At 34.7% G+C, this 18255-nt stretch carries 19 protein-coding genes and 2 pseudogenes; 4 read left to right on the plus strand and 17 right to left on the minus strand.

The genetic code is table 11. The annotated features are described in order from the left end of the window. The first annotated feature begins 126 nt into the window (after positions 1-126). Positions 127-672 carry a C1 family peptidase gene (locus tag F6K18_RS02970; protein ID WP_287518504.1) on the plus strand — a complete coding sequence of 182 codons (546 nt, stop codon included), beginning with the start codon at positions 127-129 and terminating at the stop codon, positions 670-672. Between the two features lie 471 nt (positions 673-1143). Here F6K18_RS02970 and sigC read toward each other — a convergent pair whose 3' ends face one another. From sigC to F6K18_RS02985, 3 genes are all read right to left on the minus strand, one after another. Beyond that, complete coding sequence (gene sigC, locus F6K18_RS02975) at positions 1144-2394, minus strand: RNA polymerase sigma factor SigC (RefSeq protein ID WP_287518753.1); 1251 nt, start codon at positions 2392-2394, stop codon at positions 1144-1146. A gap of 639 nt (positions 2395-3033) precedes the next feature. Beyond that, positions 3034-3918 (minus strand): lipoyl synthase, encoded by an 885-nt coding sequence (gene lipA / locus F6K18_RS02980; RefSeq protein ID WP_287518506.1) that lies wholly within the window; start codon positions 3916-3918, stop codon positions 3034-3036. 1179 nt (positions 3919-5097) lie between these two features. Continuing rightward, on the minus strand, positions 5098-6465 hold the full coding sequence (locus tag F6K18_RS02985) for an NCS2 family permease (RefSeq protein ID WP_287518507.1): 1368 nt from the start codon (positions 6463-6465) through the stop codon (positions 5098-5100). Between the two features lie 859 nt (positions 6466-7324). On the opposite strand from F6K18_RS02985, the gene F6K18_RS02990 reads away from it, so the two are divergent. After that, complete coding sequence (locus tag F6K18_RS02990) at positions 7325-8281, plus strand: DMT family transporter (RefSeq protein ID WP_287518509.1); 957 nt, start codon at positions 7325-7327, stop codon at positions 8279-8281. A 545-nt stretch (positions 8282-8826) separates the two neighbouring features. On the opposite strand, the gene F6K18_RS02995 is transcribed toward F6K18_RS02990, so the two are convergent. The 7 genes from F6K18_RS02995 to dapF all read right to left on the minus strand — a co-directional run bounded on the left by F6K18_RS02995 (position 8827) and on the right by dapF (position 14729). Next, the gene (locus F6K18_RS02995) at positions 8827-9078 is read right to left on the minus strand and encodes a hypothetical protein (protein ID WP_287518511.1); all 252 of its coding nucleotides are present in this window, start codon (positions 9076-9078) and stop codon (positions 8827-8829) included. Beyond that, entirely contained in the window at positions 9059-9487 is a 429-nt protein-coding gene (locus F6K18_RS03000) for a hypothetical protein (RefSeq protein ID WP_287518513.1), read from the minus strand. Before F6K18_RS03000 ends, F6K18_RS02995 begins: the two co-directional genes overlap by 20 nt. Beyond that, the gene (locus F6K18_RS03005) at positions 9488-10033 is read right to left on the minus strand and encodes a hypothetical protein (RefSeq protein ID WP_287518516.1); all 546 of its coding nucleotides are present in this window, start codon (positions 10031-10033) and stop codon (positions 9488-9490) included. Positions 10034-10465: 432 nt separating this feature from the next. Further along, a complete protein-coding gene (locus F6K18_RS03010; RefSeq protein ID WP_287518518.1) occupies positions 10466-11602 on the minus strand; it encodes a cupin domain-containing protein in 1137 nt (378 codons plus the stop codon). 190 nt (positions 11603-11792) lie between these two features. Beyond that, on the minus strand, positions 11793-11963 hold the full coding sequence (locus F6K18_RS03015; protein ID WP_287518520.1) for a hypothetical protein: 171 nt from the start codon (positions 11961-11963) through the stop codon (positions 11793-11795). Positions 11964-12291: 328 nt separating this feature from the next. Continuing rightward, a complete protein-coding gene (locus F6K18_RS03020) occupies positions 12292-13437 on the minus strand; it encodes a hypothetical protein (RefSeq protein WP_287518522.1) in 1146 nt (381 codons plus the stop codon). Positions 13438-13874: 437 nt separating this feature from the next. Beyond that, positions 13875-14729, minus strand: a complete 855-nt coding sequence (gene dapF / locus F6K18_RS03025) for a diaminopimelate epimerase (RefSeq protein WP_287518524.1) — start codon at positions 14727-14729, stop codon at positions 13875-13877. Between the two features lie 76 nt (positions 14730-14805). Between dapF and F6K18_RS03030 the strand changes: the two genes are divergently transcribed. Then, positions 14806-15018 carry an RNA-binding protein hfq gene (locus F6K18_RS03030; protein ID WP_287518525.1) on the plus strand — a complete coding sequence of 71 codons (213 nt, stop codon included), beginning with the start codon at positions 14806-14808 and terminating at the stop codon, positions 15016-15018. Positions 15019-15394: 376 nt separating this feature from the next. Here F6K18_RS03030 and F6K18_RS36375 read toward each other — a convergent pair whose 3' ends face one another. The 7 genes and pseudogenes from F6K18_RS36375 to F6K18_RS36405 all read right to left on the minus strand — a co-directional run. Beyond that, entirely contained in the window at positions 15395-15529 is a 135-nt protein-coding gene (locus F6K18_RS36375) for a hypothetical protein (RefSeq protein WP_353734993.1), read from the minus strand. Between the two features lie 24 nt (positions 15530-15553). Next, the gene (locus F6K18_RS36380; protein ID WP_353735005.1) at positions 15554-15643 is read right to left on the minus strand and encodes a hypothetical protein; all 90 of its coding nucleotides are present in this window, start codon (positions 15641-15643) and stop codon (positions 15554-15556) included. Between the two features lie 226 nt (positions 15644-15869). Beyond that, positions 15870-16567: pseudogene (locus F6K18_RS36385) on the minus strand (NAD-binding protein). A gap of 227 nt (positions 16568-16794) precedes the next feature. Next, positions 16795-16965, minus strand: a complete 171-nt coding sequence (locus F6K18_RS37225; RefSeq protein ID WP_375341290.1) for a cation:proton antiporter — start codon at positions 16963-16965, stop codon at positions 16795-16797. A 24-nt stretch (positions 16966-16989) separates the two neighbouring features. Further along, positions 16990-17187 carry a hypothetical protein gene (locus F6K18_RS36395; RefSeq protein WP_353734994.1) on the minus strand — a complete coding sequence of 66 codons (198 nt, stop codon included), beginning with the start codon at positions 17185-17187 and terminating at the stop codon, positions 16990-16992. Between the two features lie 36 nt (positions 17188-17223). Further along, positions 17224-17418 carry a cation:proton antiporter gene (locus tag F6K18_RS36400; protein ID WP_353734995.1) on the minus strand — a complete coding sequence of 65 codons (195 nt, stop codon included), beginning with the start codon at positions 17416-17418 and terminating at the stop codon, positions 17224-17226. A 73-nt stretch (positions 17419-17491) separates the two neighbouring features. Next, positions 17492-17563: pseudogene (locus tag F6K18_RS36405) on the minus strand (hypothetical protein); the annotation flags it as partial. On the opposite strand from F6K18_RS36405, the gene F6K18_RS36410 reads away from it, so the two are divergent. Then, positions 17532-17696 (plus strand): hypothetical protein, encoded by a 165-nt coding sequence (locus F6K18_RS36410; RefSeq protein WP_353734996.1) that lies wholly within the window; start codon positions 17532-17534, stop codon positions 17694-17696. The pseudogene F6K18_RS36405 and the gene F6K18_RS36410 overlap by 32 nt on opposite strands. Positions 17697-18255: the final 559 nt, after the last annotated feature.

Below are 18255 nucleotides of genomic sequence, written 5' to 3' on the forward strand. Positions count from 1 at the left end.
CGCCCCTACACCAAACAGAAAATTGCCTCTAAGAGCTGAAAAAATTATATTAGGTTACGCAGTACAACCCAATACAGTTCAGTTAAGGATTTTTTGTCCAGTTCTGTAATCTGAAGAACTACTCTGATGGTTCTATACTTGATGAATTATGGTTCACAACAGCACGTTCTCAGTTGTAGTGGTGGGGGAACCTGCAAAGGTGGTTGGTACGGACCTGTGTTTAATTTTATGGTTGAACAAGGTAATTTACCAGAAAGAATTTTTCGCTATCAAGCAACAGATGCTGTCTGTCGTTTCCAGCGTAATACTCCCTTGAAAGCGGCAACTTGGGAATATGTGCGTAACGACGGCGGTATTCCTTCTGTGTCTCAGATGAAACAAGCTTTATGTAAACATGGTCCGGTTGTTTCTGCTGTATATATGACTGATGTTTTTCATGCCTACAAGGGTGGAGTATATAACGAGAACGCCTATGGAACTCCTAATCATGCTGTGACTATTATTGGTTGGGATGATGAAAAACTTGCTTGGTTAGTGAAAAATTCTTGGGGTACTGACTGGGGTGAAGATGGTTATATGTGGATCGCTGATCATACTAATCGTATTGGTTATGGTGCAGCTTGGGTTGATGCGAGAAAATACCCTTTGCCAAGAAGGGCATTGCTGAATTAAGGTATGAAAGTAGGTTTATAGGGAACAGGGAACACTTAACTGGGAACAGGGAAAAGTTAATATTAACAAGTAGTTCAAACCATCCAAAATAAAAAATCCCAAATACAAAATTATCAAATCATACCCATAATCAGCAACGCCCCAAGAAGAAATGCGAGAAATTAGTGATAGCAAAGAATATTGTGAAATTCAATGAAATACAAACCATCATGCTACAGTTATTTGACAAAAGCTGAAAGTTGAGCCTGAGAGTAATATAGCAATTTTATCTGAAATACAAGTAATTATGGGTGTTGCTGAAGCGCGTGTATGATATTAACCTTAATTATTTAGGAGTCAGGAGTCAGGAGTCAGGAGGGAAGAAAGAAGAAGAAAGAGTAGTAGAAGGAGAAAGTTTTTTGTTGACGCTCTTATCCGTTAGCGTAGCTCCCCCAGAGGGGGAACAGGACATCATATTTATTTCTTCTTTACTTAAGTCAAAGACTCTAAGTAATCCTGCACCTGACTACGACGCTTGGGTTGGCGCAGTTTCTGTAGAGCTTTTGCTTCAATTTGACGGACTCGTTCCCGAGATAGTTTCAAAGAACGACCAATTTCTGATAAAGAGTAAGGATTACCATCTCCTAAACCATAACGCATTGAAATGACCGACTTTTCTCTTTGAGTTAAATCTTCTAGTAGTCCTTTTAATGCTTGTACTAAAGATTCTCGCATCAACATTTCTTCTGGAGAAGCATCTTCAGTTTCTAGGAGTTCTCCTAACTCAGTATCCTTATCACTACCTACTTTAGTTTCCAGAGAAATTGAACGTGGAACTTTCAGTAACACTTCTCTTACTTGAGCTGGTGTCATTTTTAGTTCTTGGGCAATGTCCTCAAGTTTTGCTATACGTCCTTTTTCTTGAGAAATTTTTCGTTGTGCTTTTTTAATTTTGTTTAACTTTTCGGTAATATGGACAGGTAAGCGAATTGTACGACTTTGAGTAGCGATCGCTCTTGTAATTCCTTGACGAATCCACCAGTAAGCATAAGTGCTGAATCGATACCCCCGTCTTGGGTCAAATTTTTCAACTGCCCTTTCTAAACCCAAAGTTCCTTCTTGGATTAAATCTAAAAGCTCTAGACCACGATTCTGGTACTTTTTCGCTACTGACACTACTAAACGCAAGTTAGCATTAATCATGTGGTCTTTTGCTTTAATACCATCACTTTGAGCTTGCTCCAGTTCTTTGACAGTTAAACCTGCTAATTCTGCCCAACGAAGTTTTCCGGCAGTCAGAGCAGGTTTTAGTTCTACTACAGGTATATCTGCTGCTTTTGCCCACCGTTCTAAAGATGGCCTATGTCCTAACTGAGCTGTCAGACGATTACGAATCTCAATCAACTGAACATAAAACTGAATTACGCCTTCTTCTTCTTTAGCTGATTCATTGAGTAACTCCCATAACTCTACATAGCGCTTGACTTTTTGAGCTTCAGAGACTTCTTGATCTCTTTCTAGTAAGTCAACTCGACCAATTTCTTGGAGATACAAACGTACTAAATCAGTTGTGCTACGATTAGTGCTTTTTTGAGCATTCTCTGTTTCTCCATCTTCCATTTCTAATTCATTGGTTTCTGGTTTATCAATGATTTGCTCTATATCTTCAGAAATATTAGTCTGTAAATTATTGTCTTGCAGTTTTTCTTCAGATTCTTCAGTGTAACGATAAGTAGCTGACATAGCGATCATCTCAGTTGCTCCAAGTGACAAAAGGCTGTACTTAGTGGACAGTCTATGGATAAAATGCCTTATTCTGAGGAATATTGGCATTTGCTCTAGATTTTGTTTCCTGATGAGTATTGACAATTATAGACTGAATGAACTTAGGCAATCGCTTATATTAAATATTACGTTAAATATATTAGCGATGACCTTAAGAGTACATTTGCCTGTGTGTTTTTGCTCCAGGTAACTTTTCTAGGCTTGATTTTTAGTATACGGAGACTTCTGCTATAGAAAGGTGACTATAGTCAGAAGTTATATTAATGTTCATCACTATTACTGGTTGTTTCCGATCACTTCGGGAAGTTTCTGACTTTGGAAGTTAAATTCTTATAGATCGTTATTTTGATTTTTTGCTGGTTACACTTTACTCTTGACTCAGCTTAATTTTTATAAAGCTTGTAACTTAATTTATGTGTAGTGTACTCAATATAGTTACTAATCAATTTCTAGCTATTAAGTTAGTTCAGACACAATAATAGGTGATCGGTATCACATTTTAGCAGTGATCATTTTTGCTATCAGGGGTGATGGGTGATGTACTTTAGAAGTGATTATAGCTTTCCTGAATAGCAAAAATGAGGCAAAATCTAAAGTCTACTCCTTACTTTTAGCCTTTGGATGATTTTTCATTAATTCTTTTACCTGTTCAGCATGATATGAGCTACGAGTCAAGGGGGAAGCAACAACTTGTAAAAAACCCAATGAATAGCCTATTTCTCTCCATCGATCAAACTGTTCTGGCTTGACAAAACTAGATACTGGTAGGTGTTTGGGACTTGGTTGCAAGTATTGTCCAATAGTTAAAATGTCGCAGTCAACACTCCGTAAGTCCTCCATTACTGTTTGGACTTCTGCTTCAGTTTCTCCCAGACCCACCATAATACCAGATTTTGTGTATACTTCTGGGGCAAATTCTCGCGATCGCCTGAAGAGTTCTAATGTACGATGATAGTCACCTTGAGGGCGAACTCTACGATACAGTCGCTTAACAGTTTCAGTATTATGATTAAGTACTTCTGGCTTTGTTTGAAGAATTATTTCCAGACCTTGCCAATTACCACACAAGTCTGGTATTAGGACTTCTATACTTGTTTGAGGTGAAGTTTCTCTAACTTGGGAAATACATTTGGCAAATTGAGTAGCGCCCCCATCTTTCAAGTCATCTCTATTAACAGAGGTAATAACTACATGATTGAGCTTTAATCTTTTTACTGCTTCTGCAAGTCGCTCTGGTTCAGTGGGGTCTAAAGGCTGAGGCTTTTTCTCAAAATCTATATCGCAGTAGGGACAAGCACGGGTACAAGCAGGTCCCATAATTAGGAAAGTTGCTGTACCAGCATTAAAACACTCACCTATATTTGGACAGGAAGCCTCTTCGCAGACCGTATTGAGATTCAAGTCTCGCAAAATTTCCTTGACATTACCAACTCTTTGCCATTGAGGGGCTTTTACTCGTAACCAGTTCGGCTTAACTACCACTTCTTTAATCTACTGTAATTTTTACCTTAAGTTTAGTTTAACAAATGTAGCATAATAGCCACAAGAGGTTTAAGTAAATTTTTCGGTAAATTCCTGAGTTTAGGAAGTCGCAAAATATTTACAATTAGGGAATAGGGAATAGGGAATAGGGAAGAAACGAATACATAAGAATTGAGATAACTGCTATATTCTATGCTTTAAAGGAACACCTCAATTCTCACATCTGATTCCTGATTGCTATATAATCTCCTCTATATCTTAAATCATAATTTATAGACTAACAAAAATATTTATTAAAAATTACAACAGTTTCCGAAGTTATAATGTTAATTATTCTTGCTTTTTACTTCTCCCCTACTCCCCCACTCCCCTACTCCCCTGCTCAACAAAATGTAGAAAAGTTTTTGAGAAATGGTATAATTACTTCTAAGGTTTAGTCTGGGGACTTTGCCAGTAACTTTTATTCAAACTCAATTTCAAAGGTTGCTTTTATCTTCCTCAAAATTAATAGCTGATAGCTAATAGCTGACTGCTGAATGCTTACATAATTAGGGCTTGCTGATTAAATCTAAAAGCATTGACATATAAAGACAAGTGCCTTTTTGGGGCCTTTAAAAAGTGCAAAATCTTCAGCTCTTTATGCTCATGCACAGAGCGTATTTTAGGCTCATAGTTGGGCAGAAAAATCATTCTGACAATTGTTACCGAATAATTAAGGTAAAAATCCTCTCCTTTCCAGGAGAAACAAGAAAAATTTTTCCTTTGAGTCAATCAATTCCGTTTTCAAGGAGAGGTAATTATTAATAATTAATTAGGGCTTGCTGATTAAATCTAAAAGCATTGACAGATATTAGTTTTAGGCAATTTATGTCTGGAAAAAGTATGAGCTTTTCAGCAAGCGATTGTTACAAAAGTGAGCATTGTTGGGTAGCTATAACAGAAAAATCACTCTTACTATTGTTTTGGCCACTGACTCTGTAATTCCCATTTATTCTACGTCCTAACTACTGCCTACTGCCTACAAAGAGCAAAAAGACTTTCCATACGCAAACCCTAATAATTAATAATTAATTATTAATTATTAATTATTAATTATTAATTGTTGAATCCTACCTCCTCGCTCATTCCCATTTATCCTATCTCCTACCCCTACTAAAAGACTTTTTCGGCAAACCCTAATTATTTTCCGACGAGTACAAACTTTAAGATAAATATGATTGCTAATAGCCACATAGTAAAAGTGGTTTCATGTACTTTTCCTTGGAATGTTTTGAGGAGAGGATAAATAATTAAACCTATAGCTAATCCATGAGCAATTGAGTAACTTAAAGGCATGATTATAATTGTTAGAAATGCTGAAATAGATTCGGCTGGATCTTCCCAATTAATATTACGAACACTACTCATCATTAATACTCCTACAATTAATAATGCTGGTGCAGTTGCAAAGGAAGGGATTGCTGATAATAGGGGAATAAAAAATATAGATAAAATGAATAAAATTGCCGTAATAACTGCTGTGAATCCACTGCGTCCTCCTTCGGAAATGCCTGAAGCAGATTCAATATAAGTTGTGACTGTGGAAGTACCCATTACTGCTCCAAATGTTGTGCCGACGGCATCTGCCATAAATGCTTTGTTTAAGTTAAATGATTTTCCTGTTTGATTAAAATAACCTGTTTTTATTCCTAATCCTGTTAAAGTTCCTACTGTGTCAAATAAATCTACAAATATTAAAACAAAAATCATGGTGATTAGCTCCCAGATGTTAGTTTTTATTATGCTTTCTAAACCAATAAATGCTTGACCAAATAAGTGTTTTGGCAACTGAGGAAAGCTAGCAATTCCTTGAGGTAAAGGTGAAATTCCTAATATCCAACTTAGTAATGCAGTTGCTAAAATTCCCCATAATAATGCTCCAGTAATCCTGCGAGCTATGAATCCAGAAGTAATAATAATTCCAGCGATGGCTACTAATGTTTCTGGTTGATTTAGATTCCCTAAAGTTGTAGTTGTAGTTTCATCATAGACAATAATTTTGGTGTTTATTAGAGCTATATAAGCAATAAATAAGCCAATACCAACTGTTGTAGCTTGTTTAATACATTCAGGAATAGCATTAACTATTTGATTGCGAATTTTACTAATAGTTAAACAAATAAAAATTAAGCCTTCTATCAACACAGCCGCCAAGGCAATTTGCCAAGAAATTCCTAACTTCAACACTACTGAAAAAGCAAAATAAGCGTTTAACCCCATGCCTGGTGCTAAGGCAAATGGATAATTACCGTATATTCCCATAATTAGAGTAGCTAATGCTGCTGATATTGCTGTAGCAATTACTAATTCTCCAAATAAATCGCCGGAGCTCTGCAAAAAAATTGCTTTAGATAATATGTCAGGATTTACTACTAAAATATATGCCATTGTCACAAAGGTAGTTATTCCTGCTACTGTCTCTGTGCGAAAGTTAGTTTTGAGCTGGTTAAATTGAAAAAATTTAGCAATAATTACTAATTTATTTAACTGGCCATTTTCTGGAGTCATGTTGCTACCTAACAATTGAGAATTTGGCTAGAGAACATATCTTTATTTGTATCTTTTGTCAAGTAAAAAAAGTTTTTTTCTACAATTCTAAATACCGTTTCTATTAACTGAGAATACTTTAATAGATAACTGTTTCAGTCTTTTGCAAAAAGTATTATACATACACTATATTTAGCAATATTTAGCAATTTTTGATTGATTTTTGCAAAAATACATAAATATTCGCTTCATGATCATTACTTTTTCAAATTTTATCCTTCATCATCAAAAAAATTGATTTTGTTAAAACCATGCTGTATAATTATTTATATATTTCTAATTTATTTAGAATTGTTGCAGCAATTTTTTGTCGATAGATTCTAGGCATTAGTAAGCCTTCGTTAACGAAGTCAGAAGTCAGATATGGGAGCTATCAGATTGGTAAAGTCCAGAAGTTATTTTTGTAAGGGGGATTGTGATCAACCTTCTAAAAAAAATTTCGCCTTAAAAGGCAGGGTTTTAGACCAAATTATTTTGATAAATCAGTAATTTTTTTTGATTTTTTTCACATTCCTTGCTATGGGAATTGTTTTTGAAAATTCATATATCAAAAAAAATCTTGAATTATAGGTTGTTTTAAGAAGGCTTATGCAAAATAAGATTTTTCTGTAATTTCTATCTAACACATCAGCGTTGCAGAGCAAAGGAATTTTAAACTTATAGTTATAGGGTGCATCACAGATTCTTAAGTCCTATTTGATTTTCATAGCTAAACATTTAAAATGACTAAAGAACTAAAACCTTTTTAGTGTCTCTACAAAATAGGACTAATATGTAAGTTTTTTTTCTGGCTTATACAAAATTTAAAGGTAAATTTAACATGACAAGTCAACTGGAATTACTACCCCAAAATTCAGCAAAAAAATCTACAACTTTCTCTTTAATAGCATTATTAATAGGATTATTAGCTGTATCCTTAGCCGCAATTTTTATTCGATTAAGCGAACGAGAATTAGGACCTGCTAGCACAGTATTAGATCGTTTTATTATCTCTGGTTTTGTCTTGTGTTTTTGGAGTAATTTCCAAGCTCAAAAAAATCAATCATCAACTAATAAAAATGAACAATATTCAACTTATACATTTAGTGAGTGGATTTTGTTATTAGCTGGTGGTTTTACTTTTGCTCCTAGTTTACTTCTTTGGGCATGGTCTTTAACCCAAACTAATGTGGCGAATTCAACAATACTTCATAATATGATTCCCATCTTTACTGCTCTGGGAGGATGGATATTTTTAAGTCTTCGTTTTGACCGTAGATTTTTAATAGGAATGGGAATAGCTATAGTAGGAGCAATTACCATTGGAGCAAATGATATACAAGTAGATTTAGAACATTTTACTGGCGACTTAGCAGCATTTGCATCTGCAATTTTATTTGGTGCTTACTACTTATTAATTGAAAAACTTCGCTCCAAATTTTCTGCAACAACTATCTTATTATGGACTTGTATAAGTGGTAGTTTATTTACTCTTCCTATTGCTTTATTCACGGAAGATCATATTTTACCTTTTTCTTGGGAAGGATGGTTATCAATTATTGGTTTAGCAGTAATTGCCCAAGTTTTAGGTCATGGGTTTGTTACTTATAGTCTCAAAACTTTTTCCTCTGGTTTTGTTGCTTTATGCTTTTTATTGGAACCTGTAATTACTGCTTTAATTGCTTGGGGATTATTCTCGGAACAACTTACTATAATTAGTTGGATAGGATTTTCTATCGTATTATTAGGATTATATTTAGCTCAATCAAGTCCTTCAATTCAGAAAGCTAGTAATTGAAATAGCGGTCAGCGTTCAGCTATTAGCTATCAGCTTCTCAAGGTTTATAATAAAGGATTAAAACTCCTATTAACACGCACCACTATATTTGAAAAATTAGTGGGGTGAGAGACCTAAACTCCTGGATTTTTAGCTGATAGCTAAATGCTGTTTGCGGACTATTCCATAAGGAAAAGCTAATAGATAGTTAACAGATATCTGGTGAAAAATAACGTAGGGATGTTCCATTGAACATCCCTACAAAGGTTGAAGAAAAAGTTGATTTATTTGGTATTTGTGGAGATTTATAGTACATACATACTAATCCGTGCAAGATTTGTGAGAAAAACTGTAGGGGTTTGATCTCCAAACCCAAGCTAAAATCGGATTTGGTAACCAAACCCCTAGGACAAAATGTTACAACCTATTTAAGATTGCTACAGCATATTCCAAGTATATGAAGTACAAATATTAATTATAAAACCTTTGTAGCACAGACATCTTGCCTATGATAGCTGTACCAAACCCTATCTGGAAATCCGCTGTAAATCAATAAATTTGTGATTTTAACTAATTAAATTAATCCCACTGTTAAATAAATCTTCAATAGTTTGTTTATCTCTAATAATGACTCCTAGTTCATCTCTATATGTTAAATTGGGGTCTGCTCTAAATGATAAAAAGTTAAACCTGGTTACGATGGCAAATTTATCATCACAAATAATTTGTTTACGATGACTATTTTCAGTTTTGTCAAAGAGGAGATTTTTGTAATTTGCCTTTAAATTCTCTAATTGTTTAATAGACTTTATCATCATTTTGAGAATTTGAGCCTTTAATTCCATAGATTATATAAACTTTTACTTTTCGTCTGAGGGTAGCTTCTAAATTTGATAAAAATTCTTCGTCTACTAGATTTACTTTAATCCAAGGTGAAACTATCATTAATCTATTTTTTGCTTCTGTTAAAGCTTTAAGTAAATATTCACGAATTTGATAAGTATGAACTACCTCTGAAATTCTAGTTTTATTTTGAACTTGCTTGAGTTCTTTCTGAAGCTTTTGTTTTTCTTGTTTGACTGAATTATTTTTAGTTTCTACAAAATTATCAGGGTAATCAATAGAGTCAATTTTTGTAGTTAACTTTTCTACAGTTTGAATATCATCATCTTGAATATTAGGAATAACTTTGTTGACCGAATCTTGAGGTGGTTTCTCTTCTTCCATTTATTGAAAAATTGGCTCAAGTATTTTTTTTCCTTCAGCATACAATTTTTCTATAGTCTTCCGATATTCTGGTTGAATAAAACCTCTAGAAAAAATCTCATATTCAATTTCGCGATCGCTAGGATTACTTTTATACAAAACCAGCAAAACTTCATGCCATTCAGGATATACTTTTTCTATGTTATTAACTTGTACTAATTCTATGGGATTAGGATTATTGGGATCGGAATTTTGTAAAAGTTTTTCAATATCTTGGTAGTAATCAACTAAATCCTCTATATGACCTTTCCTTGGTTTTTTGATAATTTTATTTATCGCACTATTTTTATGAATTTTACTGTCAAAAATTTTCAGAGAAAAGGAGTTGGTTAATTTTCCATTTAGAGCGTCTAGATAAAAAGTCTGAGTTTCAGAAATAGGAGCTAAAATTGTTTGTTGTGCTAAAACATTCAAACCTGCTGCTGTTAACTTTAAGTTTTCTTCTTTTTTGACTAAATCTCGGGAAATTAATTCTGATAATACCTTTTCTATTTGAGAACTTTCCATACCAAGAAAACTCGAAAAACAAATAGGTAGATAAAATCAAACATAAATTTACTGTAGGGGTTTGCTAACTAAATCCCTTAACATTTATTTTTCCTACAATAACCTTATTTATGACTAAAGAAATACAGCGCTGTTCAGATTGATCAACCATATATTCACAACCAAAAGACTTTAGGGACGTTCCATGGAATGTCCCTACATTAGTCAAGAGAGACTGCAAAAAAAGTTAATTCTGACCCTAATCTTCAATTAATATAGTGTTTCTCAAACTTGTGAGGTATACCAAAAACATCCCATGTTCAGCGCGATCGCTTAAATTTAATAGCTGCTACTCCCTCGTAGGTCTGAGAAACGCTATATACTCAATTCTCTCCTTGTTAAATCAACGATACCAGTAATAGTTGCTTGCTTATCTGCCTAAGCTTTTTTCTTCTAGGGTTTTAGTGTAGAGTAAACTGAGAAACGGGAACCTATTTTCTTCTTAATCTCAGACATAGGGGGACAACCAGGATTTGATACATCAGGAGCTTCTCCACTACAAGCTTCAACAACCTGGACAATCTCAGGACCTTGATCTACTGAACTATAGGTTTGCTCAGGAGCTTCTGAAACTCTTTGCGCTGTATAATATACAGGCTCACTTTCTTTATCATCAGTAACAAGAATAGGACCAAGAACCCCTAGCGGTGTCCCACCAACAACATTTTGTAACGTAATAGTTAGCAATTTATCTTCTGTGAGAGCTTGTCCTTCTCCAAAGAAAAGGACACATTCAAAAGGTTCAGTTCCTACATTACGCAAATAATGTTGACTCGCTTCAGGGAAATGGAAAATTTCTCCTGGTTTGACGAAAAATTCTTCTACTCTTGGTTCGCTAAAAAATCCCCTTTTTTTTCCACCTTTAGGTAGAGTATTACCAGGAACAATAATTCCAACTTGTCCTAGACCTCCATAACAGTAACCAGTTTCAGTATATTTTAAGTGCCAGTGAGGGGCACGAATAGAATTAGGTTTAATGATAAGTTGACCAATAGCTGAACCTCGCAAAACAGGAAACTCTGTTCCTCCTATCGCTGTTAAACTGCCTAATTTTTTATATTCTTCTCTTTTTTGATCATAAGCATAGTAATCTTTAGCCACAACAAAATGTGCATTGTTTTTTAAATTGTCTGCTTGATCCTTCTTCTTGTATCCAGATAGTAATTCTAGTGGAGCAGGTTCAGGTTCAAGATCACATTCTGTCAAGTCTTTGAAAAGAAGTCCTGCACTAATATTAGTATCAGGGGTGCTAAAGAATAAGTCCCAATTATCCTGTATTGGGTAAGTTTCCTCAAACAAATCTTTTTCAAACTCAGAGTCTTTGAAACTAAACTTTACTTGAGCAGTTTTCCCATAGCACAGATCATTTACATCTACCTGTTCAGGTGTCCGATCCACTTTGTAAGTAGTATTTGGATCTAAAATGATAGAATTCTCTGTAGTTAAAGGGGTATCAGTAAGTGTTGATGCTGTAGCTAATTGAGTTTGAGAATAGTTTGGGTTTCCCAAAATCAATAGCATTCCAAACATAGCTAAAAAGATAATCTTAAGCAACGAACTCATTAGTCTTTTGAAACTTGACATTAGGAGTATATTAGTTGTTAAGTTCTAGGATTGTTAGGATATTTCTCTTGAAATAGAAAGTATCGAAGCTAATAGTATCTCCAAGTTTCAGATAAGTCAATCATATTCAAGAGAATAGAGGTATCATTGAGTAAAGTTACCCATAAATTACCCTACCCAATTTTTCATTCCACTCTTTATTTAACTTCTGTAGATTGATGAAATTATGATAATTTTCTTGATTATCGCCCAGAAGACTTTCTAATAATTTTGACTCTCTATCTATCCAAATTGAAATTATTGACTTTTCTTTAACACCTAATAACAAAACAAATTTCTAGGTGGTGCTGCATTTTAATGATAGGGAATTTTTATTATTTTAGTTATGTTTCCTGATAGAAACATCTTGCTCCCTTGCTAGAAATTATTCATCCCTATTTACCATTATTTCTAAATATCTTTGAAGCGATCGCCACCCTATCATCCTAATCTAAATAACCTTTAAATTACCGTTAAATCAAGGTTTAAAGCCTCTCCTTAGCTGGACTACTACCTGTCGTCCTACAGGTATAAAAAAATCAAAAAATTTCCTTTTAAACAATCCTTATATTAAAGAAGAAGTAATTATTAATTATTAATTATTAATTGTTAACAATTCAACCTTGATTAACTTCTTCAATAATCCAATGAAAAGTTTCTATTACTTGTTGTAATGCTGCATCATCTTGTAATGTGGATAAACGTAGACTAGGCGCTCTAAATTCTTCTAAATTTTCTGGTAGAGCTAGACCGATCGAACTAAGTTTAGCTCTTAATTCCAACCATTTAGTGTTGTTATTAAATGGAGGTTGACCACTATATTTATTCGAGTAAATTTCTAGATGACCTGAAATATCAATACTAAATAACTCTAGACTCTTTTTTCCAGGTTGATTAACTATTGTAGTAAAACCACCATAAACATCTCCTGTCCCCCATTGAATTGAGGCTATGGGTTCTTGTTTTTTTGCCCATTCATGAATTTTTCTGAGTATTGCTGCCTCATCAGCACCCCATCTAGTTTGAAATTCTTGAAAGAAAGATACTTCGTCCCACCTTCTTCTTTCACGGGTTGTGCTTGATTTTTTCAGTTGTGCTTCAGTTGTTTGACCAATTACTCTTGGAACTAAAGTTCTTAAACCCTCTTGACTAACATACTGTTTAATTTCTAAAGCCAAAACTTCTACTGGGTCTATCTGCTCGTTCAGAAACTCTACTACTCTCCGTAGTTCTGCCGGAATATTATCTGCCACAAATACTAAACGAATTTTATTTGCTTGTAAATTGGTTTTAACTTTTTGCCAAAACTTTTCTTCGTCAGCATCTAAACCCAGAAATTTTTCAAATACTTGTTCTGGATCGCGACCATGTTCCCGACAGTTGACTTCAAACTGAGCAATAATTGACTCTAGAGGCCAATAAACCCCTACATTAGCAGCATAATCAATCATTTGACCTACTACTTTTTGACGAATTTCTGCTTTGTCAGTACCTTTAACTATTACTAATGTCGGAATGGCTTCTTGGTCAAGAAATAAATGAGATAACGCCCATTGTTGTGTGATATCTTCCTCTGTTGATATTGCTATTTCCCGTGATATTAATAACCATCTTCTGGGAGTAGCTCTGTCTATATCATCTCCTGCAAGTAAATTAGGATAAGTTTCTATAAATTCTTGTAGTTGATCTTCAGACTCATAAGCTTGTTCTGTCATTTCCACAAGTTGATCGTTGTCACGAATTAAGTAAATACCTCCGCCCATGAATATACCTCTATTTTTAAGTCAAAATTCCCAGTCAAAATTAAAATAACTTTTCAATAAACATTAAAAGTTATTTTAAGTATTGAAAATAGCACAGTTGATTTTTTTATACTATCTAATTTTTCTTTATAACTGTCTTGAAAATGTAAATTTTGATATTTATACCAGAAGGAAAAAAGAGGAAAAAAGAAGAAAAAAGAAGGAAGAAGTAAAAATTACCCTGCCTGAGTTTTGAGCTGTCGATCTGTCCTCACCTTTCCTTCTAGTGCTATAATAGGAAACACGTAACAGCTCATCTGTCAAGAGTGGGAAAAGTATTTCTCTGTCTTACGGTTCATCATCAACATAAGTCAAACACCAACTCCTTCCTTGCTATATAAAACTAATTTTTAAATTGTCAAAAAATTAATTTTCAACAATTGCCAATATCTACATTTTTATGAATTCATTATTGATTCATTAATGACTCCTGTAAATACTTTTTCTGCTAGTCCAGTCATATAAACTTTTTGGTCTGTGGTTGACCATTCAATCTCCAAGCAACCTCCAGGTAGTTCAACTGTAACTTTGTTATCGCTTCTTTGAGTTAAAACCCCTGCCACTACTGACGCACAGGCACCCGTACCACAAGCTAATGTTGCACCAGCACCTCTTTCCCATACTCGCATTTTCACATAATTTTGCCGAATAACTTGAATAAATTCCGTATTCGTGCGTTCTGGAAATACTGAGTGATGCTCAAATTGAGGACCGACTATTTCTAGAGCTATATCAGCAACATTCTCTACAAAAGTTATACAGTGTGGGTTCCCCATATTGACACAGGTAACAGACCAAGATTTTCCTGTCACTTCTAAAGTTTGATTGACAATTTTCTCATCAGCATTACCTAGAGTTGTAGGTATTTCCGATGCCAATAGTTTTGGCTGTCCCATATCAACTGTAATTTGACCATCTGCTCGTAATTCGGGAACTATCAGACCTGCCCCAGTATGGATATTATATTTAGTCTTGTTATTATTTTCTAATTCTGCTATAAACTTGGCCAAACATCTAATTCCATTACCACACATTTCTGGCTCAGAACCATCAGAATTGAAAATCCGCATGGTATAATCTACTTGCCCCTCTCCAGGCAGGGCAAAAATTACACCATCTGCACCAATACCAAAATTGCGATCGCACAATTTTATCGCCTGTTCTGGTGTTACTATAGGTTGCGGGAGGTGGCGATTATCAATCAAAATAAAATCGTTGCCTAGACCATGATACTTGGTGAATGATACTGTCATTATAATGCTCCAGCAATTAAGTTGAAATTTACTTTTAAATAAAAATTTGACGCGGGAAATATATTGAATAATTATTATGTCTGACTTTGATACCAGTTTACCCAGTGTTCGCCAGATTCAAACTTATATCACAGATAAGAAAGAAGTAGAGCTAAAACTAATTACCAACGACCTCCATGTGGGAAAAGTTTTCTGGCAAGACCCAAATTGTATTTGTCTCTTAGACCAGTATGATTTACCAATTCTAATTTGGCGACAAGCTATTGTTTATCTCAAACCAAAAAACTAATCCTAATTTTTTCATCAAAGTTCTTCTACCTTTTTATTTTAAGTTACAGCACTTTTTAAGATGGTGAGGTAAAGTTCAACATTAATCTCTCTTTCCTACTCCCTACTCCCTACTCCCTGAACTACTAATCCTAATTTTTTCATCAAATTTCTTCTACCTTTTTATTTTAAGTTACAGCACTTTTTAAGATGGTGAGGTAAAGTTCAACATTAATCCCTCTTTCCTACTTCCTACTTCCTACTCCCTGAACCACTACTTTCCAGAATAAATTTTTTACCTCCGGAAAGTTTGAAACTGCTGTAATCAAAAATAGAAAATTCCAAAATGATGTAATTACAAAATTTGTGGCAAAGTCAAATATGGCAAATAACTATTGCTAAATTTCTGTAGTTTCACTAACTGCTGTAGTTAACTTCTGTTTTTTAGGATATTTCTGAGTCTGGGGAATTTTCAGTTGCCTTACTTGACTTAGTTCATGGAAACCACCACATATCAACAACCGATCGCCCACTTGTAACTTAGTATTTCCTTGAGGTCATCGGATAAATTTCCCTTCTCGTCGAATTGCTTGAACTTCTACCCCATATTGACGACGTAAATTTACCTGAGATATTTTTTTACCCAGATAAGGACTAGACTAACCTAAAATTAACCATTGACAAGAGGTACTTTCTTTTGGCACAGCAATTTTCCCTTTAGCCAACTTATCGAAACTCTCTAATTCTGTAGGTTCTCCTACTAACAAAAGTCGATCGCCAATATCTAATATTGCCTGACCTTGTGGATAATCAATTTCCTCTCCCTCTTATCTACGGATAGCTATTAAGCTGACCCCTGTCAACTGTCTTAAATTAGTTTCCTCTAAACTCATCCCAGTCAGAGTAGAATTTTCTGGTAGGGAGTACCATCTGCTGTTCATATCCTGAATTGCTGCTTTTAACTCGCGGAATTGAAGGCCGTAATGCTTGATAATGACTTTGACGAATTTCTTTAATTTCCTTTTGAATATCTTTTGCTGGTATCCCCATCCCCACTAGCAAATGGTGAGAAAGTTCCAAACTAGCTTCAAAATTTGGTTCGACTACCTCCCTAGCTCCAAGTTGATAAAGTAATTCAATATCTTTATATCTATTAGCTTTGACCACAACATCCAAGTCTGGGGCAAATTCTAGAGACCGCTTCAGGCAAATTCTCGTACTCATAGCATCTGGTATAGCGATCGCCATTGCCATTTCTCTGTCTACACCTGCTGCTTCTAAAACCTGTAAGTAATTCCTTTTTCTCGTAACTTTTGAGCTACTCTTTCAGATTGGTCAATTACCAGATAAGGGACATTATATTTTTCTAGTTGTTGTGCCAAGTTACGGCCTACCTGTCCATAACCACAGATAATAACATGATTCTGTAGAGGTAAATCTACTGCTATAGCTGTAGAAGGTTCCGCAGTTTGGTAAAGATATTTTTGTAACCAGGGAAAAGTCTCAGCCCAATTTAACAATTGTGGGACGATTTTCAGGACAAAAGGTGTAATTACTAAAGTTACAGCCATTGTACCTAATATTAATAAGTATACCCGACGTAATAAGTATACCCGACGAGAAACTAATCCTAATGTTTGTCCCGCACTAGCAAGCACAAAGGAAAATTATCCTATTTGAGCTAAACCCAAACCAGTCAGAATTGCTGTTTTCAGAGAATAACCAAAAATTCTGACAATGGGAGTGACAATCAAAAATTTTCCCACTAGAACTAAAAATACCAAACCCAGAATTATTTCTAAATGACTCCATAAAAAAATGGGTCGATTAACATCCCGATCGCTACAAAAAAGAGAGCTGCAAAAATATCTCGGATTGGCTCAACATAAGTTAAGGTTTGGTCAGCATACTCTACTTCAGATATCATCAGACCCGCCACAAAAGCACCCATCTCAATCGAAAAACCCAAGTGTTCAGTGAGGAGAGCTATTCCTCAACATAGGGCCACTACTCCCAATAAAAATAATTCTCGACTCTCAGTTTTTGCTAGAAATCTGAGTAAATATGGTATAATTCCTGTTCCTGCTGCTATTGCACCCAGGGCAAATAGACCTATTTCCAGAAGCGATCGCCCCACTGTAATACCAATAATTTCTGGTGGCTGATTTAAAGCAGGTAAAACCGCTAACATTAGTCCCAAGGCTAAGTCTTGGACTACTAAAATTCCCTACATTACTTGGCCGTGTGATGTAGAAGCTTCGTTGCGCTCCATCAAGCATTTCAATACAACCGCCGTTGATGATAGGGATAAAATTGCTCCTAAAAATATTCCTTGGGGAGGAGAAGATACCCATCCCACACCTAAAGATACTAATGTTGTGATGAAAATAGTCAGGGCAATTTGTAGTCCACCTCCACCCAAACTTATAGCTTGAACTTTTTTTCAATTCTCCTAAAGAGAATTCCACTCCCAGAGCGAATAGTAAAAAAGCCACCCCTAGTTGAGCTAATGTTTCTACTTGAATAAGTTCTTTAATGAGACCAAATCCTGCTTGTCTCGCAATCATCCCACCTAGTAGATACCCTAATAACACTGGTTGTCGTAGCAGTTATGCCAGTAGTCCTCCTGTGGCTGCGGCTGTCAGAACTAATACTAAGTCTATGATTAATCGGAAGTCTTCTTGCACAGATTTTTATTAAGTATGACAATATTGTAAAGATATATTAACTTCAAGATATAATATTTAATGTTTGATTGGTTATGTCTTAAAATCCTGATTAAAAAATAATAAATTTTTGAAATCTTATCATTTTAGTGTTAAAATTACTAGCTTTATTAATTAATAATCAAATAATTTGATAATTTAGCTTTAAAAATTAGACGTTGATAAATGAGTCTATAATTTTTATATTTTTTATATCTTATATTGAATTAGGTTTATAGCTTTCAGCCATCTATTCATACCAAAAATCAGCAAAACTAAAAATTAATTATCAAATCTAGGCTTCCTTTGATGGTAAGTTTTAGGTGTAGAAAACACTCCCTGTGCAATTGGGTAGAAAACTCTTCCGTCACTCATTGTTTCTGCGGTTGCTTGGGTTTAAGTACCCTAAAAATTTAATCTAATACCAAGGGTGATAAATTTTTGCTACAAATAGCTAGGCTATTTCTTAGGAGTCAGCAGGACCGATTCAGGCAGGGGAGACGTCGGATTGGGGACTTACAGAATGAATGACTTCCATACCATTTTTTAGGTTA

It is taken from the genome of Okeania sp. SIO2C2 (assembly GCF_010692625.1).
Lineage (GTDB): Bacteria > Cyanobacteriota > Cyanobacteriia > Cyanobacteriales > Microcoleaceae > Okeania > Okeania hirsuta.

What these genes read in the sequence shown, in the direction of transcription:
- F6K18_RS03020 (WP_287518522.1), bottom strand. Translation starts at nt 13,437, where the DNA reads ATGGGCGGAGGTATTTACTTAATTCGTGACAACGATCAACTTGTGGAA.
- F6K18_RS03005 (WP_287518516.1), bottom strand. Translation starts at nt 10,033, where the DNA reads ATGGAAAGTTCTCAAATAGAAAAGGTATTATCAGAATTAATTTCCCGA.
- sigC (WP_287518753.1), bottom strand. Translation starts at nt 2,394, where the DNA reads ATGTCAGCTACTTATCGTTACACTGAAGAATCTGAAGAAAAACTGCAA.
- F6K18_RS03030 (WP_287518525.1), top strand. Translation starts at nt 14,806, where the DNA reads ATGTCTGACTTTGATACCAGTTTACCCAGTGTTCGCCAGATTCAAACT.
- F6K18_RS03010 (WP_287518518.1), bottom strand. Translation starts at nt 11,602, where the DNA reads ATGTTTGGAATGCTATTGATTTTGGGAAACCCAAACTATTCTCAAACT.
- F6K18_RS02990 (WP_287518509.1), top strand. Translation starts at nt 7,325, where the DNA reads ATGACAAGTCAACTGGAATTACTACCCCAAAATTCAGCAAAAAAATCT.
- F6K18_RS03000 (WP_287518513.1), bottom strand. Translation starts at nt 9,487, where the DNA reads ATGGAAGAAGAGAAACCACCTCAAGATTCGGTCAACAAAGTTATTCCT.
- F6K18_RS36395 (WP_353734994.1), bottom strand. Translation starts at nt 17,187, where the DNA reads ATGTTAGCGGTTTTACCTGCTTTAAATCAGCCACCAGAAATTATTGGT.
- F6K18_RS36410 (WP_353734996.1), top strand. Translation starts at nt 17,532, where the DNA reads ATGAGACCAAATCCTGCTTGTCTCGCAATCATCCCACCTAGTAGATAC.
- dapF (WP_287518524.1), bottom strand. Translation starts at nt 14,729, where the DNA reads ATGACAGTATCATTCACCAAGTATCATGGTCTAGGCAACGATTTTATT.
- F6K18_RS02995 (WP_287518511.1), bottom strand. Translation starts at nt 9,078, where the DNA reads ATGATGATAAAGTCTATTAAACAATTAGAGAATTTAAAGGCAAATTAC.
- F6K18_RS02985 (WP_287518507.1), bottom strand. Translation starts at nt 6,465, where the DNA reads ATGACTCCAGAAAATGGCCAGTTAAATAAATTAGTAATTATTGCTAAA.
- F6K18_RS02970 (WP_287518504.1), top strand. Translation starts at nt 127, where the DNA reads ATGGTTCTATACTTGATGAATTATGGTTCACAACAGCACGTTCTCAGT.